Below are 16,628 nucleotides of genomic sequence, written 5' to 3' on the forward strand. Positions count from 1 at the left end.
TCCAAGTAAGACCGACCGAGCGATCGTTCGGTACCAGCACTCTCGCACATGCCGACTCACCGGGTCAACAATCTTCGAGCAATGCCTCGGAATGATCGAGCCGACCGGCAACCACCATGTCCCGGTACAGGTCGTCCTTGTTCATGAGCTCGTCGTGGTTGCCGATGTTGCGAATCCGGCCGGCTTCCATGACCACGATCCAGTCTGCGTCGCGCACGGTCGAGAGTCGATGAGCGATCGTCACCACAGCCCCGGTGCGCGCACGCTCGTTGATCGCATCGACTATCGCGGCCTCGGTGAGCGTGTCGACCTGGGCAGTGGCTTCGTCGAGCAGGAGCAACGCACTCGGCCGCAGAACTGCACGTGCCATCGCGATCCGCTGACGTTGGCCGCCGGACAGCGACGTGGCCGTCAATGCGGTGTCGAGTCCGTTCGGCAGGGCCTCGATCGCGTCGTCGAGCCGGAGCAGACGCAGTACTGCCTGCACCTCGTCATCGGTCGCGTCGGGATGACTGAAGACCACGTTCTCTCGGATCGTTCCCGGCACCACCGGCGTCTCCTGCTCGACATACGCCAGGCTTTCGCGCACTGCTCGGTGATCGAGCGCGTTGTATCCGACTCCGTGCAGAAGAACCTCACCGGCTCCTGGTTCGACAAATCGCAGCACGGTCGAGAGCAACGTGGTCTTTCCGGCACCCGACGGTCCGACGATCGCCATATGTCCCCGCTGCGGGATGACCAGCGAGACGTCGCTCAGCGCGGGCTCGGTCGAGCCGTGGTAGCTGACCGTGACGTTGCGCAATTCGATCAACGGCGCGACCGGGTCGGTTTTCTGGACAACTCCCAAGGCGACGTCATGCGTCTCCGTAGGCAGCGACTGCATCTCTCGAATCCTGATGGCTGCCGCGATTCCCGACTGAACAGAGGTGACGTTCTGCGCAAGCTCCGAGACCGGACCCATCAGTGTGAAGGCGTAGAGCAGAAAAGCGATGAGTGTGGAGACTGCCATTTCACCGTCGGCGACGCGCCAGGCACCGAACCCCAAGATGGCAATGATCGACCCTTGAATGGCGGTCCACGCGACAGTCCATGCGGTCGCGGATACTCGAACCGCTGTGACTGCATGCTTTTTTGCATCGGCCGCATTGTTCGTCACGAGAGCGCCGACTCGATCCTCCGCGAGTGACACCTTGACCGTCCGGATTGCTCGCAAACCACCTTCGAGAACTCCACCGAGCTTGCCGAGCGATTCCTGGGTTCGAGCCTCCGCTGCGGAAATCCGGGGCATCAGAACGGCAAAGAGGATGGAGGCGAACACGATTGCCACCATGGTCACGCCCAGCAACGGCAGATCGAGGACACCCATCAGAACAATCGTTCCGATGGTCAGGGCGGCCGCATTGAGAATGTTCACCGCGGCCGACGACGCGGCCTCACGCAACAGCAGGGTGTCCGACGTGACTCGGGTGACCAACTCGCCCACCGACCGCGATTGCAACGACGGCACGGTCGCAGCCAGAAACCGCCGGACCAGTGAGGACCTGGCGTCGAACACGACCTTCTCGGCGGCAGTGCCGAGCACGATCCATTGAGCGCAGCCGAGCACTGCGCCCACCACGAGAAGGACGACCAGTGTCAGGATCGGCCCTTGCAGCGAAGCGCCGGTGTCGAGTGTGTCGAGAACCCACTTGGTGACCATCGGCGTCGCCAGCGTCGCCGCTGAGCCACACAGGGCCAAGACCAACCCGAGCAGGAGCGACGGCAGGTGCGGGCGAGCGAACTCGGCGAGAACGCGGAGATTGCTCCATTTCGGCGTGGGTTTGCGAGCGTCAGATTCGAGCATGAATTTATGGAACACGAATGTTCCAAAAAGGGCAAGGGAATTCCGATACGGAAAGACTGGATACCGAAACCGGACACGGCTACGCTTCGAATTCGTGACAACGATCCACAGCGCACCAGAACAAAGCGCAACCCGCGAGCGCACTCGCAAGGCCATCCTCGATGCCGCCATTTCAGTGTTCGCATCCAAACCCGCCGCGACGCTCAGCGAAATCGCATCGGCCGCAAAAGTCGGCCGGACCACCCTGCACCGCTACTTTCCCGAACGGTCAGACCTGGTCGAAGCTGTCGCGTCAGAGGCCACCCACGCCGTCGACAAAGCTGGCGCAGCGGCGAGACTCGGCGATGGCACCGGTGCCGAAGCACTGGTTCGCCTGTGCCACGAGTACTTCGAACTGGCCGACCTCCTGACGGTCCTGTTCTTCACACCCGGTGTGTATCAAGAAGATTCCTTTGCCGAATCCGCATCCAACGACAGCGGAGTCAGCGACGCCATCGAACGTGGACACTCCGACGGTTCCATCGATCCCGACATGAGTTCGGACTGGGTACAGAACCTGCTGTGGTCGCTGCTCTACACATCCATGGACTACGTCAATCGTGGCGCAGGCACCCGACTGCAAGCGTTGGATCTGACGGTTCGCAGTCTCCGTCGCGGAATTACGCCCGATCCCGCGGGCTAGGCCGTCACCGCCCGAACCCAAAGGAGTCAGCCATGCCAACTCACCCGCTCGATCGTCGCGTTCTCCTGAAAACCGCCCCGAACTTCCGCGACCTCGGCGGCATTCCCGTTGCAGGTGGCACCGTCAGTCCGGGCGCACTCTACCGCTCGGCGACGCTCGCGAAACTCGACGGCGACGACGTTGCCGCGGTCGCCCGCTTGGACATCCGGACTGTGTACGACCTGAGGACCGCCGCCGAGCGCGACGGCGCACTCGACAATCTCCCCGACTCGACACGGACGGTCTGGCTCGACGTACTCGCCGACAATGCCCAGAACGCCGCGGCCACCGGACTACTCATGACGGACCCGGCCGCGTACGCCGAGACGATCAGTGACGGGCGTGGGATCGCGCAGATGGAGGAAGCGAACCGCAACTTCGTCACCCTGCCATCGGCGCTCGACGCCTACCGCACGTTCTACCTCGACCTCATCGACGAAAAACGCACCGGGGCAGCACTTTTCCACTGCACCACCGGCAAGGATCGCACCGGGTGGGCCGCAACCTCCTTCCTGCTCCTGCTCGGCGCCGACGAAGCAGATGTACGCGCCGACTACCTGCAGACGAACACCGATCTGGCACCCATGACGGAACCGATACTCGACTTCGCCGCAAGCAAAGGCGTCGACGCCGAACTGCTCCGCCCCCTCCTCGGCGTCCGTGACAGCTACTTCGACGCCGCCCTCGACGAGATGCGCACACTCTTCGGCACCGTCGAGGACTACGCACTCAACGGACTCAAGCTCACCGCAGAGCAACTCACCGCGCTCCGCGAGCGGTTCACATCCCGATCTGGCTTCATCAGCGCGACGTGATCGGGACCCTGACCGGCCAGGCATCTTCGCCCTCGTCCCGCGCCTTCGGGCGATTGCCCACCCGGGTGACCACGACGACGGCGAGGATGCCCACCGCCAAGCCGAGCGCGGTGTACGGAGTGAAGGATTCCCCGAACATCAGCGCACCCCAGACCGCGGTGACGGGAGCGATCAAGAACATCAACGTATTGACGGACGTAATGCCGACCCGACGGAGCAACAACCAGTACAGGCCGTAACCACCGAAGGTGGACAGCACGATCAACCAGAGCAATGCGATCCAGAATGTGTTGACACTCGGCGGTACGGCATTTCCGGAAGCGACCGCTAGAGCCGTGAAAACTATTGCGCTGGTTGAGCAGTGGATAGCCAGAGCCTGCAGTGGCGGCGTGGACGTGGGAGCACGTTGTTCGACGAAGGTGGATGCGACCAGGCAGAGCATCCCCAGGAACGGGATCGCGTACGACCACCACGGCGCCGCTGTACCGGCTCCGGCGTCGGCGGCGGTGACCATCGCGACGCCGCCCAGCCCGATCACCAACCCGACCCACTGTGTGCGCGGCACTGCGACACCGAGGACCGGGCCGAGCAGCGCGGCTGCCACCAGCGGCTGAATACCGTCGATCAGTGCAGTTGTTCCGGTGTTCACGCCGAGATCGACTGCCCAGTACACAGACAACAGGTATCCGCTCTGGGAGAGCATCCCGATCACCACCTGCCTGCCGAGAGTCCGCGGGGCCGGCATCGTGTTCAGGCGCCGGGCGGACAACCAGACAATCGGGACGAGTACTGCGGCGAGCGGGAGGAACCGCCACATCAGCACCGTGGGGATCTCGGCGCTGCCCGCGCCGAGTTTGGCTCCGATAAATCCCGAACTCCAGCACGCGACGAACAAGACCGACAAGGTAGCCGTCACGGCAGATCTCGGGATCGCGATCCGAGGTATACCGATCTGTTTACTCATACCTCGACTATACAGATCGGTATACTCTTGGCCATGGCAGAGGAATCCGTACCCGAGTTGACTCCGAAAGCGCGTCGCATCCTGGAGTCGGCGTCGAAGTTGTTCTACGAACAGGGGATTCACGCCGTAGGTGTGGATACCGTCGCACTGGACGCCGGGGTCACTAAGAAGACTCTGTACGAGCGGTTCGGCTCGAAGGACGGTCTCGTCGTGGAATATCTGAAGGACCGAGATCGGCGGTGGCGAGCCTTTCGCGACAAGAAGCTGGCATCAGCCGGAGACACTCGCGCCGAACAGTTGAGTGCGGTGTTCGATGCTTCCGCTTCCTGGTCCAAAGCGAGCGGAGGCAAGGGGTGCAGCATGATCAACGCGCACGCCGAGTTCAGTGATCGTTCGCATCAGGTGTTTGCCGTTATCGCCGAACAGAAGCAGGAGATGATGAACCTTTTTCGGCGAATCCTGGCGACGGAAGGGCACTCCGACGAACGCCTCGTCGAGTCCCTCATGCTGCTTCACGAAGGTGCCCTCGTCGCAGACGGGATCGGTATAGGCACCGACCCCTTCGGCGTCGGCCGGGACGCGGCCCTCGAATTGCTGAAGAACTCCAGGTGATCGCCGAAGTCCCGCTACATCCCCACCCGCTTCGCCCCCACCGTGCACCTCGCAATCCCCAAATACCGCTCCACCAACTCCTCCGGCGACAATTCACCATCCGGCCGATACCACTGCGCCACCGCCACGCACATCGTCACGACGGCCCGACTCGCGTCCACTGGATACTCGGCGTCGAACTCACCCGCTCGAACTCCGTCGAGAATGATCCGGTCGACCTGCTTCTGCTGTTCGTCACGCTGAGCGATGTAGCTAGCCCGACCCTCCGGTTCCATACTCCGAAGCTCCGAAGACGCGATGAACGACTGCTCCCGTCGAAACATGTGGAACCGCAACAATGATTCGATCACCGCGTCGAAGCGATCCGACGGATCTGGGCCGGCTTCGATCTCGGCGGCACGACTGCGTTCGAGCAACTCGCCCATCACCACCGTGGTCAAGCCGACGAGCAAGGCCTGCTTCGACGGATAGTGGTGGTACAGACCTGGCACCGAGAGCCCCGCTCGCGCTGCGATGTCCCGAATCGAGGCCCCGTGGTACCCCTGCTCGACAAACGCTTCCAGTGCCGCCGCGAGAGGCTTGGACAGACCCAGGTCTTCGTAGTGTCGCCAGGATTCGGGCATAGCAGGCTCGTTTGTCATAACCGTTACCGTAGATCCACTTGCGCCGACACCGAACATGTCACCGTCATTGGTTACAGTCGATGTCCACCGATAAACAAGGGACCAGTCATGATCCACGTTCGCCATTCCGCGGTTGCCGCCGTACCCGTTGACGTCGCGTTTGCCTACATAGACGACTACCGGAATGTCGTGAACTGGATGTACGGCGTCTCCGAGTTCTACCCCGACGGCGAGTTCGATCAAGGTCTGGGCGCAACATTCGACGCCGCAATCCAAATTGGTCCGAGCACCGTGCGCTCGAAGCTCGAAATCACCGAGTGGGAGAAAGACCGCATCATCACACTCTCGTCACTGGGAGATGTCGCCAATTCGTCTACCTGGGAATTCACACGGGTAGACGACACCAAAACCGAGTTGGCGGTCGATTTTGCCTACAAGCTGCCCGACGGCCTGACGGGCAAAGCCCTAGGCCTCGTGGTCGGGCCGTTCATCGAGAACGCAGTCCGCAACAGTGAGGAAACTCTGCGCCAGAATCTCGAAGCGGAGTTCGCACGCGGAACCCGCTGAGCCGCTGCTACCGCTGCAATCGGAGCGCGTTGGCCCAAATCTGGGTAGCGGTCTTGACCACTTCTTCGAAGGGCACCGGCTTGCCGTCTGAGCCCGGTTCCTCAGACACGAACACGCTGTAGGCGAAGCGACTCACCATCGACGAGAGTGCCCGCGACGCCAACAACGGATCCAGCGACGTGTCGGCCTTTCCTTCCGTCTGCAACCGCTCGATGGCTTTTGCATTGCGCGTGATGAAGGTTGCACCACGATCGCGTCGTAGTTTCGCGAAGGCCGGATCGATCTGTGCCACCTGCTCGAGCAGACCCATCAATTTGGCATTGCGTTGGAAGGCAATCAGGTACGCGCGGTTGCTCGACTCGAGCACAGCGTAAGGGTTGTCCGCGTCGCGGACGCGACCCATGCCGGGGTGCAGCATGTCTTCCTGCGCGACTTCGAGGACAGCGGCAAAGATCTGCTCTTTGTTGTCGAAGTACGTGTAGAACGTGCCCGTGGAGCAGTTCGCTTCCTTCGTGATGTCAGTCAGCCGGGCGTCGAGGTACCCCGCTCGCTCGAACACCGTTCGGGCTGCCGCAACCAGAGAAGCCCTGGTCCGGACCCCGCGTGCCGTCACCGGGAGGTCACGTAAAAGCTCCGTTGCAGCCATGGACGGCGGCGGACGGTCTTCCCAGTTCTCCGAGGGGTCGGCGTTTGAAGTCACCTGCTACTTATACGGCAAACGGGATGACCTCCCGTCATCGACGTCAGGTGATCGTGATCCCGCCGTCGACGGCAATGGTCTGGCCGGTGACGTATCCGCCGGCCGGGGAGGCCAGCCACACCATGGTTGCCGCGAGTTCTTCCGGATCTCCCATTCGACCCATGATCAAGCGGGGAGCCATCGATTCGAGGTAGCCGTCGTTGTATTGGTCGGTCATTTCCGACTTGAAGAATCCCGGCGCGATGGCATTGACACGGATGCCCTTGCGGGTTCCCCACTGCTGAGCCAGGTCGCGGGTCAATCCGACGATGCCGGCTTTGCTGGCTGCGTAGGCGGCCTGCGGCAGTCCCGCCGTGGTCAACCCGAGAATGCTGGAGATATTGACGATGGAACTGCCCGGCAGCATCACTCGACCGCACGCCTGCGCAGCCCAGTACGAACCGTTGAGATTGATGTCGATGACGGAACGAAACTCGTCGGGAGTTTCACGGGTTGCCGGAACCGCGGTTCCGACGCCGGCGTTGTTGACGAGTACGTCCACGCGACCGAACTTCTCCATAGCTGCGTCGACCATGTGCTGGGCCTGTGCCGGATCGACAATGTCGGTGGCCACACACAACGCTTCACGGCCTGCATCACGCACGAGCTTGGCGGTGTCTTCGAGCTTGTCGACGCGCCTGGCTGCCAGCACGACGTCGGCTCCCGCCTCAGCTGCGGCTTTTGCAAATGCCACCCCGAGACCCGACGACGCACCGGTCACGATGACAACTCGATCTGTCAGAGAGAACTTGTCGAGAACAGACATACGCGGTGATGCTCCTGTGGTCGAAGGGCTCGGGAGGAAATAGCGCTTGCGGTCGAAACTACAGGCCGAGGTCGCGGCCGATGAGTTCCTTCATGATTTCGTTGGATCCGGCCCAGATCTTGGTGACGCGAGCGTCCATCCAGGCGCGAGCAGCCCGGTACTCGGTCATATAGCCGTAGCCACCGTGCAGTTGGACGCAGTGATCGAGGACCTCGTTCTGTACCTGCGCGGTCCACCACTTTGCCTTGGCTGCGTCGATGGCGGTCAGCTCGCCGGCCGCATGGGCGGCGACGCAGTTGTCGACGTAAGCCTGGGTAACCTCGACGCGGGTCACCAAATCTGCGAGCAGGAATTTGTTCCACTGCAGCGAGCCGATGGGCTGACCGAAAGCCTTGCGGTCCTTGGCATATTGCAGCGTCTCCTCGAGAATCGGAGCAGCGTGCGCAATGTTGGACACTGCAGCGCCGACGCGTTCCTGCGGCAGCATTTCCATCATGTGGATGAAGCCGCGGTCGATCTCGCCGATGATGTTGGCGGACGGCACGCGAACGTTCTCGAAGAACAGTTCAGCAGTATCGGACTCGTGCTGGCCGACCTTGTCGAGCTTGCGTCCGCGCTCGAAACCGTCCATGCCGGTTTCGACGGCAAAGAGGGTGATGCCCTTGGACTTCTTCTCGGGGCTGGTGCGGGCTGCGACGATCACGAGATCAGCGTTGTAGCCGTTGGTGATGAAGGTCTTGGAGCCGTTGATGATCCAGTCGTCGCCGTCCTTGACCGCCGTGGTCTTGAGCGAGGCGAGGTCGGATCCGCCGGAGGGCTCGGTCATGCCGATTGCGGTCAGCATTTCGCCGGTGCAGAACTTGGGCAGCCAACGCTGCTTCTGCTCTTCGGTGGTGAGCTGAACGAGGTAGGGAGCAACAACGTCGGCGTGGATGCCGAAACTCGAAGCAACCGCTGCACTTGCGCGCGAGAGTTCTTCTGCCAGCACCGCGTTGAAGCGGTAGTCACCGGCTTCGCTTCCGCCGTACGCCTCCGGGACCTCGAGACCGAGGAAGCCGTTGCGTCCTGCTTCGAGCCAGATCTCGCGGTCGATGAAGCGCTGATCGATCAGCTTCTCTGCGACCGGAAGGATGTTCCGGTTGACGAATTCGCGAGCCGATTCGCGAAACGCCTCGTGATCGGGTCCGTACAGAGTGCGACGCATGAGGAGTTGCTTCCTTTCGGTGCGGCGTTCCCGCACGTGACGACCAATCTAAGCGCATGCTTAGAATCTAAGCACTTGCTTATAGTGGTTCGAGAGCGCGATATTGTCAACATCCGACATCTGTGACACCTGGAGGAACTGTGAGCGATTCACCTGACGTGGTGATCAGCCCCTCCAAAGCTGCAGCCCGCATCCGTGCTGCCGCCGTCGACGCGTTTGCGTCCGCCGGGTACGGCGGCACCACTACCCGTGACATCGCCGCGCGCCTCGACATGAGTCCCGCCGCCATGTATCCGCACTACCGCTCGAAAGAAGAGCTGCTTTTCGCGATCAGCTACGAAGGCCACACCGAAGCGTTGAAGGTTGTCGAGAGCGCTGACCGACCGGGTGAAGAACCGGCGGTTCGCCTGCGTGAACTGGTCGGCACCTTCGCCAGTTGGCAGGCCGGGCACCATTCACTCGCGCGCGTCGTCCAATACGAACTCACCGCACTCACCCCCGAGCACTACCGGACTGTCGTCGCGCTTCGCCGCAGCACGACGCGAGTGGTCAGGGAAGTCGTCAACGCCGGAGTGCAGTCAGGCGATTTCACGATCCCCGACGCAGAAGGTGTCACGCTCGCACTGATGTCCCTGTGCGTCGACGTGTGCCGCTGGTTCCCGGCCGGCAACTACACGGATCCGGAAGATATCGGAAAGCTGTACGGAGACTTGGCCTTACGGATGGTCGGCGCGAGCGCGAAGTAGCTACTCCACTATCTCCCCGAGCCGACGCTCCAAGTAGGCCCGCTCCGGTTCGGTACCAACCAGATTCAGCGCACGTTGGTACGCAGACACTGCGGCATCGGTGCGCCCCAACCGCGCGAGTAGTTCGGCGCGCGCGAGGTGATACGGGTGATAGTCGGCAAGTTTGGGCTCCGCGGACAGCTCATCCAGAGCAATCAATCCCGCCTCCTCTCCGTCGCGCATCGCCAGCGCCACAGCGCGATTCACGGCCACGACGGGCGAAGGCGTCAGCGTGAGGAGTACTCCGTACAGCGCGCAGATCTGCGGCCAGTCGGTGCTCTCCAGATCCGCAGCCTCGTCGTGCAACGCGGCAATCGCCGCCTGCACTCCGTACGGACCGGGCGATCCCCCAGTCAACGCAACGACAACGAGGTCGCTGCCTTCCTCGATCATCGGTGTATCCCAGCACGCACGATCCTGGTCTTCCAACAACACAATCGCGCCGCTCGAATCGGTGCGGGCATCCCGACGCGCGTGGACGAGCAGCATCAACGCCAGCAGTCCCGCAATCTCGCGCTCATCGGGAAGCAACCCGCGCAAGATCCTCGCCAGCCTGATCGCCTCAACCGCCAAGTCGATACGTTGCAGATCCGGACCCGAGCTGGCGGCGTACCCCTCGGTGAACACCGAATAGATCACCTGCAGAACACCCGGAAGACGCTCCGGGAGTTCTTCGGCGCTGGGAGTTCGGAAGGGAATCCGAGCCTGACGGATCTTCTTCTTCGCGCGCACTATCCGCTGCGCCATCGTCGCCGAAGGCACCAGGAAGGCGCGGGCAACTTCAGGCGTCGTCAACCCGCCGAGGCAACGCAAGGTGAGGGCGATCCGGTCATCTTCCGCGAGTGCGGGATGTGAGCAGGTGAAGAAGAGCTGCAACCGCTCGTCGGGAAGTTCCCCGTCGACCACGGGCGGCGCAGGGTCGGCGCGATCGGCGTCCACCTGCATCACGGCCAATCGCGCCGCATAGGCCTGATCACGCCGAAGCCTGTCGACGGCTTTGCGACGCGCCGTGGTCAGCAGCCACGCGCCGGGTTTTGCGGGCACTCCGTCCACCGGCCAATGCACCAACGCAGCCTCGACGGCTTCGGAGGTGACCTCTTCGGCCAGATCCAGATCACCGAAACGGCGGACGAGCGAGGCCAAGAGTCGTCCACGTTCCTCCCGGAACACGGACTCGACCGAGTTCTCAGCCTGCTCGTCCAAGGCGAATCAGTCCCCGAACCCGGCCAGCGGACGCACCTCGACGCTGCCACCGTCACGGGCGCCGGGGCACCGCGCGGCCCAGGCCAGGGCAGCATCCAAATCAGGAACGTCGATGACGTCGTAGCCGCCGAGGATCTCGCGGGTTTCGGCAAACGGCCCGTCGGTGACGGTCTTTTCCCCGGACGGCGAGACCCGAACCGTCGTCGTGGTGGTCAGGTCGGCGAGGGCATCGCCGGACACCCAGATGCCGGCGTCCTTCATTTCCTTGTCGTAGATCTCCCAGTCCTCCATCGTGCACTGAGGTTCGGTGTCTCCGCCGGGTGCGGTGTAGATGAGCAACATGTACTTCATGGCTGAACTCCCTGGTCTGTTGTTTCGCTTCCGGCTTTCTTGCCTTACAACATGACGACGAACGGTTCTTCCTCAAATCGACAGACGACGCGAAAAAACTTTTGGCAGGCACTCCGACGAGCTGCCGCTAGGCTGAAGTTTATGTCCGAACGCGACCGCGATGTCGGCGGAAAGCCACTCAACGCACGCCCGCGCGACGGTCTCGGGCGCCCACTGTCCCGCGATTCCACCGAAGGTGTTCCCCGAATTCCGGACGACGTGCGTTTACCGCCGGACGAGGCGATCACCGAGGCACAACGCCTCCTCGATCACGGGATGCCCTTTCATGCACACGAAATTCTCGAAGGAACGTGGAAAAACGCACCCGCCGAGGAGCGCGACCTGTGGCAGGGAATGGCCCAACTTGCCGTCGGGCTCACGCACTTGCTGCGCGGCAACACCACCGGCGCGGTATCGCTGCTGACTCAAGGGCACGATCGGATCAGGCACTACGAGATCGAAAGTCCCCACGACCTCGACATTGCAGGTTTACTGACATGGTCCGAGCATTTGATCGCAGAGATCGATCGGCCCGGAGATTTCCCCGCCCCTCCGATTCCGAGGTTGAGAATTCCCTGATGCCTATCTTCCCGATGTTCCCGCTCGGCTCCGCATTGCTACCGGGTGAATTGCTGCCGCTCAACATCTTCGAGCCCCGGTACCGGGCGCTGGTCGAGAACGTTCTCGCGGCCGCTGACGGTCCACTGTTCGGAGTTGTCCTCATCGCTCGAGGTCACGAGGTGGGCGGAGGGGAATCACGCCACGATGTCGGCACATTGGCACGCATAGAATCCCATGTCGAGATGGGTGCCGGGCGGTATCAGTTGTACTGCCGGACGGAAGACCGAATTCGCGTCAAACAGTGGCTACCGGACGATCCTTATCCGCTTGCGGAGGTCGAATTATGGCCGGACGAGAACAACGGAACACCGGTCACCGCCTACGAATACGACTCTTTGCTCGAGCGCATCGAGTTCATGTACGGAATGTTGGGAAAGCTTGCGCTGCGGGCCGGGGAACAGACTCCACGAATGCCTGCCCCACCGTCTGCATTGGATCCGTTGGGTTCGCGGCTGTACGCCCTGGCCCGCAGCATTCCGATGGGCGACGCCGACCGCCTGGCGATATTGACCGCGCCAGGCGCCGACGAACGTATCCGCACACTGTCCGAAGCAGTCGAAAACACCATCGAGGTGGCGCAGTTCAATCTGCTCTGAGTGCGATTACGCCATGGTCTGACCCATATCGATGACGATCTTCGTTCCGGTGACTGCGCGGGAGAGATCTGTCGCGAGGTAGACCACCGCATTGGAGATGTCCTCGACCGTCGTGCGCGGAACGGAGGTGAGGGGCCACTTGTAGGAATTCATGTACTCGGGATGCGTTGTGAGCACCTTGCCGACGTTGGGATCGTTGCCCATCTCGGTCTCCACTGCGCCGGGGTGAATGCTGTTGACTCTAATGTCGAAGCTACCCAATTCCGTTGCTGCAGTGCGGGCCAAGCCCACGAGGCCGTGCTTGGCCGCCGAGTAGTGCGCACAACCGGGCGCTTCGGCGACGCCGGCAGCGCTGCTGACAAGCACAATGGAACCACCGTTGCCCGCCTCGATCATCGCGGGAACCGCAGCAGCCATCGTGCGCCAGACACCATTGAGATTGATGTCCACCAGCGTCGACCACTGCTCTTCCGGCATCTCCCAGAACCGATTCCACGTTGCGATACCGGCATTCGCGATCACGACGTCGAGGCGACCGAACTTCTCGACGCCTGACGCCACTGCCGCGCGCAGAGCCTCGAGGTCACGCACATCCGCTACCGCGGTGACGATCTCGCGCCCCTCGGCTCGAACGAGGCGCGCCGTTTCTTCGAGGTCGGCCTCGGTTGCAGCTGCGTAACCCACATCCTCGGAGACGGACGCGCACACGTCGACGGCGATGACGTCGGCACCTTCCTGAGCGAGTCGAATCGCATGATTGCGGCCCTGACCCCGCGCTGCTCCGGTGATGAAAACGACCTTGCCTGCCAACAGTTGTGTCATTCCACGGACGGTAATGCGACTGCGACGGGGCGAGGTCGTCGACTCCCGGACAACGGGAGCGGGAAAGGAAGTCGAGACGACGTCCTCTGCGCCGCACCTCGCACTCGACTTCCGAACACCGGGACTGACGTTTGAATGTGTCCTGCATCACCGCCACTGTTGTCAGCGAGTGGCGGGATACTCCCTGCCTCCGACGCAGTTGAGGACACCAAAGTCGTGAATGGAACGGTCACAACCTCCAAGGTCAGGCGAGCTACCCGAGAATCCATGTTGGCTCGCGTGACGTCGATTGTCGATGCATACACCTCACCGCACGAGCGGCTCAACCTCGAAGAACTGGCACTGCGGACCGGTTTGCCGCGATCGACTACCCACCGGATTCTCCTGGAGATGGTCGAACTGGATTGGCTCATGCGACACGATCGTGCGTACCGCCTCGGCCCTCGGGCGCTGGGCACGGTCGGCCCGGAAGTGGCGCAAGCGCATGTGCGTATTGCGGCCAACGACATCATTCGCGAGCTCTATCTGCGCACCGGCATGGTGATTCATCTCGGTGTTCTCCACGGTGGACACGAGTACTTTCTGGACAAGATGGGTGGACCGCTCGCCGCCGCGTTGCGCTCACGCGTCGGTGCACGATTTCCCGCGCACCGCGGCGCGGGTGGGCGTTCCATGCTGGCTCTGCTTTCCCCGGAAGAAGTCGATCCGATGATCGAGAGAAACCTTGCGGCTGTACCTTCCGACGACCCTCGAGAATTGGATGCCCTGCACGCCGAACTTGCACGTATTCGTACGTCGCACGGCATCGCCTATCAATCGACCGGGAGGGTCCCGGGGTTCGGTTCCGGAAGAATCTCCAGCTTGGGTTGCGCGATAAGAACTCCCGACGGCGCGGTGGTGTCACTGTGTGTCGCGGGCGAGGCTGAGAAGGTTCATCTCGACCGAGTCACGCCACTGGTCAGGAAGGCCGCCGACGACCTAGCAGCAGCCGTTTGACCTGCTCCATCTCGATAGTCGAGATGCACCGACTGTCCATACAGAGCCTTTGGCTTACTGATTCGAGTACGGCACTAACTGCCCAAGAGGACGAGAGGAATCACCGTGGACGAATTCGAAGGCAAAGTTGCACTGATCACCGGAGCCGCACGAGGCCAAGGACGTTCTCACGCAGTGTCTTTTGCCGAGCGAGGCGCCGACGTCGTCATTGTCGATCGGTGCGAAAATCGTGAGACCGTCACATACCCCATGGCAACTGTCGAGGACCTGGACGAAACCGCACGGCTGATCGAGAAGACCGGACGCCGCGCGCTGATCGTACGGGCCGATGTGGCTGATCGAGCTGCGATGGACAGCGCGGTAGCGCAGGGAATCTCAGAATTCGGCCGTATCGACATCGCTGTCGCCAACGCCGGAGTGTCCGCAATGGGTGCCGTCCAAGCAACCTCGACAGCGCTGTGGGACGAAACAATCGGAAGCAATCTCACCGGGGTGTTCAATACCATCGGCGCCGTAGCACCGGGGATGATCGAACGCGGATACGGCCGGATCATCACCATCTCGTCGATGCTCGGCCGCCAAGGTGCGACAAACACCGCAGCCTACGTCGCGTCCAAGTGGGGCGTCATCGGGCTGAGCAAGAGTTCCGCGCTCGATCTCGCGCAGCACGGAATCACCGTCAATGTTGTTGCGCCAGGGAATATCAGCACTCCCATGATCCACAACGACAAGCTCTATCGGCACATGCGCCCCGACCTCGAATCCCCCACCGCCGACGATGTGGAACCCATCTTCCGGTCACTGCACAGCCAGCCTGTTGCCTGGCTTGATCCCTTCGAGGTCACGCGCGCGGTGCTCTTTTTCGCTGCCGAGGGCAGCGCCCACATCAGCGGAACAGTCATGCCGGTCGACGCCGGTAACGCTGCCCGCGTCACCGGCTGATCACGCATCGCTCGAACAGTATTCGACCAAAGGAGCCTCACAAATGACAACATCAGTACCCGACTCAGACGACGCTATCCGCGAGATTCAGGCCGGCGACGCCCCCACCCGATTTGCTCGCGGCTGGCACTGTCTTGGCCTCTCTCGCGAATTCAACGACGGAAAACCACACTCGATCAACGCTTTCGGCACCAAGCTGGTCGTCTTTGCCGGCGAGAGTGGTGACCTGAAGGTGCTGGACGCCTACTGCCGCCACATGGGTGGCGATCTGTCGCAAGGAGAGGTCAAGGGCGATTCGGTAGCATGCCCATTCCATGACTGGCGTTGGGGCGGCAATGGTAAATGCACAGGAATCCCCTACGCCCGCCGTGTACCTCCGCTGGCCAAAACTCGCTCCTGGCCGACGCTCGATCAGGACGGAATGCTGTTCGTCTACAACGACCCCGAAGGCAATCCCCCGCCGCCAGAGGTAGCACCGCCGCGCATTCTCGGCGCACTGTCCGACGAGTGGACGGACTGGAAGGGCTTCAAGCAGATCGTCGTCAACACGAACTGCCGCGAACTCATCGACAATAACGTCGACATGGCTCATTTCTTCTACATCCACAAGTCATTTCCGACGTACTTCAAGAATGTCTTCGAAGGCCACGTCGCGGCTCAGTACATGAACGGCGTTGGCCGTGACGATTTTCGTCGTCCCGCCGCGGCCGGTGAACCGAAACTGTCGGGAAATAGTTCTTCGGCAGCGTATTACGGCCCGTCGTTCATGATCGACGAGTTGACGTATCACTACGAGAACTTCGATATCGAGTCGATTCTGCTCAATTGCCATTACCCGATCGACGAGAACAGTTTCGTTTTGACGTACGGCGTGATCGTCAAGAACTCCGAGCATCTCGACGGTGAAGCCGCGACCAGTATGGCCGAGAGCATGAGCGGGTTCATCAGCACCGGTTTCGAGCAGGACGTCGAGATCTGGAAGAACAAGGCACGCATCGACAATCCACTCCTCTGCGAACAGGACGGGCCGGTGTACCAGCTTCGCCGTTGGTACGAGCAGTTCTACGTCGACGTCGCCGACATCAGCCCGGACATGGTGGCCCGCTTCGAATACGAACTCGACACCACACGTCCCGTCGAGTCGTGGCGACAAGAGGTTGCCGACAACATGGCAGCACGTCAGTGAGCGAGGCTGTTCAGATCACCTGTGGGACATGCTCGGCCGAGGTTGTGGTGGAGAAGTTCAGTTGGCACCACACAACGGTGCAGTGGGACGCGGCGACGCTGTCCCACTGCACTGAACTCGGCGTTCCCGCAAACGCGACGCATGACATCGCCCCGATGCGCAGCTGCCCACGGCTACGCGACGCGATCAACGTGGCGGCAGTCGAAGGGAAGTTCGGCGACCTCGACTGACCC

At 61.9% G+C, this 16,628-nt stretch carries 20 protein-coding genes; 11 read left to right on the top strand and 9 right to left on the bottom strand.

All coding sequences use genetic code 11. The features are described from left to right. Positions 1–64 precede the first annotated feature (64 nt). Positions 65–1,843 (bottom strand): ABC transporter ATP-binding protein, encoded by a 1,779-nt coding sequence (locus FEZ60_RS22220; RefSeq protein WP_172937019.1) that lies wholly within the window; start codon positions 1,841–1,843, stop codon positions 65–67. A 94-nt stretch (positions 1,844–1,937) separates the two neighbouring features. On the opposite strand from FEZ60_RS22220, the gene FEZ60_RS22225 reads away from it, so the two are divergent. Both FEZ60_RS22225 and FEZ60_RS22230 read left to right on the top strand, forming a co-directional pair. After that, positions 1,938–2,525: a TetR/AcrR family transcriptional regulator gene (locus tag FEZ60_RS22225; protein ID WP_033233415.1), complete on the top strand. Its 588-nt coding sequence runs from the start codon at positions 1,938–1,940 to the stop codon at positions 2,523–2,525. Between the two features lie 32 nt (positions 2,526–2,557). Further along, positions 2,558–3,379, top strand: coding sequence for a tyrosine-protein phosphatase (locus FEZ60_RS22230; protein ID WP_172937020.1), 822 nt, complete (start codon positions 2,558–2,560; stop codon positions 3,377–3,379). On the opposite strand, the gene FEZ60_RS22235 is transcribed toward FEZ60_RS22230, so the two are convergent. Further along, positions 3,366–4,343 carry a DMT family transporter gene (locus FEZ60_RS22235; RefSeq protein ID WP_202026424.1) on the bottom strand — a complete coding sequence of 326 codons (978 nt, stop codon included), beginning with the start codon at positions 4,341–4,343 and terminating at the stop codon, positions 3,366–3,368. The two genes, FEZ60_RS22230 and FEZ60_RS22235, sit on opposite strands and share 14 nt — an antisense overlap. Before the next feature lie 33 nt (positions 4,344–4,376). Here FEZ60_RS22235 and FEZ60_RS22240 point away from each other — a divergent pair, with 33 nt between their 5' ends. Further along, complete coding sequence (locus FEZ60_RS22240) at positions 4,377–4,955, top strand: TetR/AcrR family transcriptional regulator (protein WP_172937021.1); 579 nt, start codon at positions 4,377–4,379, stop codon at positions 4,953–4,955. Positions 4,956–4,969: 14 nt separating this feature from the next. On the opposite strand, the gene FEZ60_RS22245 is transcribed toward FEZ60_RS22240, so the two are convergent. Then, positions 4,970–5,596, bottom strand: a complete 627-nt coding sequence (locus FEZ60_RS22245) for a TetR/AcrR family transcriptional regulator (protein WP_045066727.1) — start codon at positions 5,594–5,596, stop codon at positions 4,970–4,972. Positions 5,597–5,686: 90 nt separating this feature from the next. On the opposite strand from FEZ60_RS22245, the gene FEZ60_RS22250 reads away from it, so the two are divergent. Continuing rightward, positions 5,687–6,145, top strand: a complete 459-nt coding sequence (locus tag FEZ60_RS22250) for an SRPBCC family protein (protein WP_141486748.1) — start codon at positions 5,687–5,689, stop codon at positions 6,143–6,145. A gap of 7 nt (positions 6,146–6,152) precedes the next feature. On the opposite strand, the gene FEZ60_RS22255 is transcribed toward FEZ60_RS22250, so the two are convergent. The 3 genes from FEZ60_RS22255 to FEZ60_RS22265 form a co-directional block, all read right to left on the bottom strand. Beyond that, on the bottom strand, positions 6,153–6,791 hold the full coding sequence (locus FEZ60_RS22255) for a TetR/AcrR family transcriptional regulator (protein WP_045065096.1): 639 nt from the start codon (positions 6,789–6,791) through the stop codon (positions 6,153–6,155). A gap of 97 nt (positions 6,792–6,888) precedes the next feature. Beyond that, positions 6,889–7,650 carry a glucose 1-dehydrogenase gene (locus FEZ60_RS22260; RefSeq protein WP_033233423.1) on the bottom strand — a complete coding sequence of 254 codons (762 nt, stop codon included), beginning with the start codon at positions 7,648–7,650 and terminating at the stop codon, positions 6,889–6,891. Positions 7,651–7,708: 58 nt separating this feature from the next. Further along, positions 7,709–8,854, bottom strand: coding sequence for an acyl-CoA dehydrogenase family protein (locus FEZ60_RS22265; protein ID WP_092804239.1), 1,146 nt, complete (start codon positions 8,852–8,854; stop codon positions 7,709–7,711). 140 nt (positions 8,855–8,994) lie between these two features. Here FEZ60_RS22265 and FEZ60_RS22270 point away from each other — a divergent pair, with 140 nt between their 5' ends. Continuing rightward, positions 8,995–9,600, top strand: coding sequence for a TetR/AcrR family transcriptional regulator (locus FEZ60_RS22270; RefSeq protein ID WP_092804242.1), 606 nt, complete (start codon positions 8,995–8,997; stop codon positions 9,598–9,600). On the opposite strand, the gene FEZ60_RS22275 is transcribed toward FEZ60_RS22270, so the two are convergent. Further along, a complete protein-coding gene (locus FEZ60_RS22275; RefSeq protein ID WP_172937022.1) occupies positions 9,601–10,842 on the bottom strand; it encodes an RNA polymerase sigma factor in 1,242 nt (413 codons plus the stop codon). A gap of 6 nt (positions 10,843–10,848) precedes the next feature. Continuing rightward, the gene (locus FEZ60_RS22280; RefSeq protein WP_033233427.1) at positions 10,849–11,193 is read right to left on the bottom strand and encodes a YciI family protein; all 345 of its coding nucleotides are present in this window, start codon (positions 11,191–11,193) and stop codon (positions 10,849–10,851) included. Positions 11,194–11,334: 141 nt separating this feature from the next. Between FEZ60_RS22280 and FEZ60_RS22285 the strand changes: the two genes are divergently transcribed. Continuing rightward, positions 11,335–11,811: a DUF309 domain-containing protein gene (locus tag FEZ60_RS22285; RefSeq protein WP_033233428.1), complete on the top strand. Its 477-nt coding sequence runs from the start codon at positions 11,335–11,337 to the stop codon at positions 11,809–11,811. Beyond that, positions 11,811–12,449 (top strand): LON peptidase substrate-binding domain-containing protein, encoded by a 639-nt coding sequence (locus tag FEZ60_RS22290; protein ID WP_033233429.1) that lies wholly within the window; start codon positions 11,811–11,813, stop codon positions 12,447–12,449. Before FEZ60_RS22285 ends, FEZ60_RS22290 begins: the two co-directional genes overlap by 1 nt. A 6-nt stretch (positions 12,450–12,455) precedes the next feature. On the opposite strand, the gene FEZ60_RS22295 is transcribed toward FEZ60_RS22290, so the two are convergent. After that, positions 12,456–13,271, bottom strand: a complete 816-nt coding sequence (locus FEZ60_RS22295) for a mycofactocin-coupled SDR family oxidoreductase (protein WP_045065134.1) — start codon at positions 13,269–13,271, stop codon at positions 12,456–12,458. A 216-nt stretch (positions 13,272–13,487) separates the two neighbouring features. Between FEZ60_RS22295 and FEZ60_RS22300 the strand changes: the two genes are divergently transcribed. The 4 genes from FEZ60_RS22300 (at position 13,488) to FEZ60_RS22315 (ending at position 16,625) form a co-directional block, all read left to right on the top strand. Continuing rightward, positions 13,488–14,267: an IclR family transcriptional regulator gene (locus FEZ60_RS22300; protein ID WP_033233839.1), complete on the top strand. Its 780-nt coding sequence runs from the start codon at positions 13,488–13,490 to the stop codon at positions 14,265–14,267. Positions 14,268–14,372: 105 nt separating this feature from the next. Beyond that, positions 14,373–15,209 (top strand): mycofactocin-coupled SDR family oxidoreductase, encoded by an 837-nt coding sequence (locus FEZ60_RS22305; protein ID WP_045065139.1) that lies wholly within the window; start codon positions 14,373–14,375, stop codon positions 15,207–15,209. Between the two features lie 43 nt (positions 15,210–15,252). Further along, entirely contained in the window at positions 15,253–16,395 is a 1,143-nt protein-coding gene (locus tag FEZ60_RS22310; protein ID WP_033233432.1) for a Rieske 2Fe-2S domain-containing protein, read from the top strand. After that, entirely contained in the window at positions 16,392–16,625 is a 234-nt protein-coding gene (locus FEZ60_RS22315; RefSeq protein WP_172937023.1) for a hypothetical protein, read from the top strand. Before FEZ60_RS22310 ends, FEZ60_RS22315 begins: the two co-directional genes overlap by 4 nt. Positions 16,626–16,628: the final 3 nt, after the last annotated feature.

This window comes from Rhodococcus sp. MS16 (assembly GCF_013277795.1).
Lineage (GTDB): Bacteria > Actinomycetota > Actinomycetes > Mycobacteriales > Mycobacteriaceae > Rhodococcus_F > Rhodococcus_F globerula.

Coding starts and splice junctions, on each gene's coding strand:
- FEZ60_RS22240 (WP_172937021.1), top strand. CDS start 4,377: ATGGCAGAGGAATCCGTACCCGAGTTGACTCCGAAAGCGCGTCGCATC.
- FEZ60_RS22295 (WP_045065134.1), bottom strand. CDS start 13,271: ATGACACAACTGTTGGCAGGCAAGGTCGTTTTCATCACCGGAGCAGCG.
- FEZ60_RS22230 (WP_172937020.1), top strand. CDS start 2,558: ATGCCAACTCACCCGCTCGATCGTCGCGTTCTCCTGAAAACCGCCCCG.
- FEZ60_RS22310 (WP_033233432.1), top strand. CDS start 15,253: ATGACAACATCAGTACCCGACTCAGACGACGCTATCCGCGAGATTCAG.
- FEZ60_RS22290 (WP_033233429.1), top strand. CDS start 11,811: ATGCCTATCTTCCCGATGTTCCCGCTCGGCTCCGCATTGCTACCGGGT.
- FEZ60_RS22245 (WP_045066727.1), bottom strand. CDS start 5,596: ATGACAAACGAGCCTGCTATGCCCGAATCCTGGCGACACTACGAAGAC.
- FEZ60_RS22280 (WP_033233427.1), bottom strand. CDS start 11,193: ATGAAGTACATGTTGCTCATCTACACCGCACCCGGCGGAGACACCGAA.
- FEZ60_RS22235 (WP_202026424.1), bottom strand. CDS start 4,343: ATGAGTAAACAGATCGGTATACCTCGGATCGCGATCCCGAGATCTGCC.
- FEZ60_RS22250 (WP_141486748.1), top strand. CDS start 5,687: ATGATCCACGTTCGCCATTCCGCGGTTGCCGCCGTACCCGTTGACGTC.
- FEZ60_RS22220 (WP_172937019.1), bottom strand. CDS start 1,843: ATGCTCGAATCTGACGCTCGCAAACCCACGCCGAAATGGAGCAATCTC.
- FEZ60_RS22265 (WP_092804239.1), bottom strand. CDS start 8,854: ATGCGTCGCACTCTGTACGGACCCGATCACGAGGCGTTTCGCGAATCG.
- FEZ60_RS22255 (WP_045065096.1), bottom strand. CDS start 6,791: ATGGCTGCAACGGAGCTTTTACGTGACCTCCCGGTGACGGCACGCGGG.
- FEZ60_RS22285 (WP_033233428.1), top strand. CDS start 11,335: ATGTCCGAACGCGACCGCGATGTCGGCGGAAAGCCACTCAACGCACGC.
- FEZ60_RS22260 (WP_033233423.1), bottom strand. CDS start 7,650: ATGTCTGTTCTCGACAAGTTCTCTCTGACAGATCGAGTTGTCATCGTG.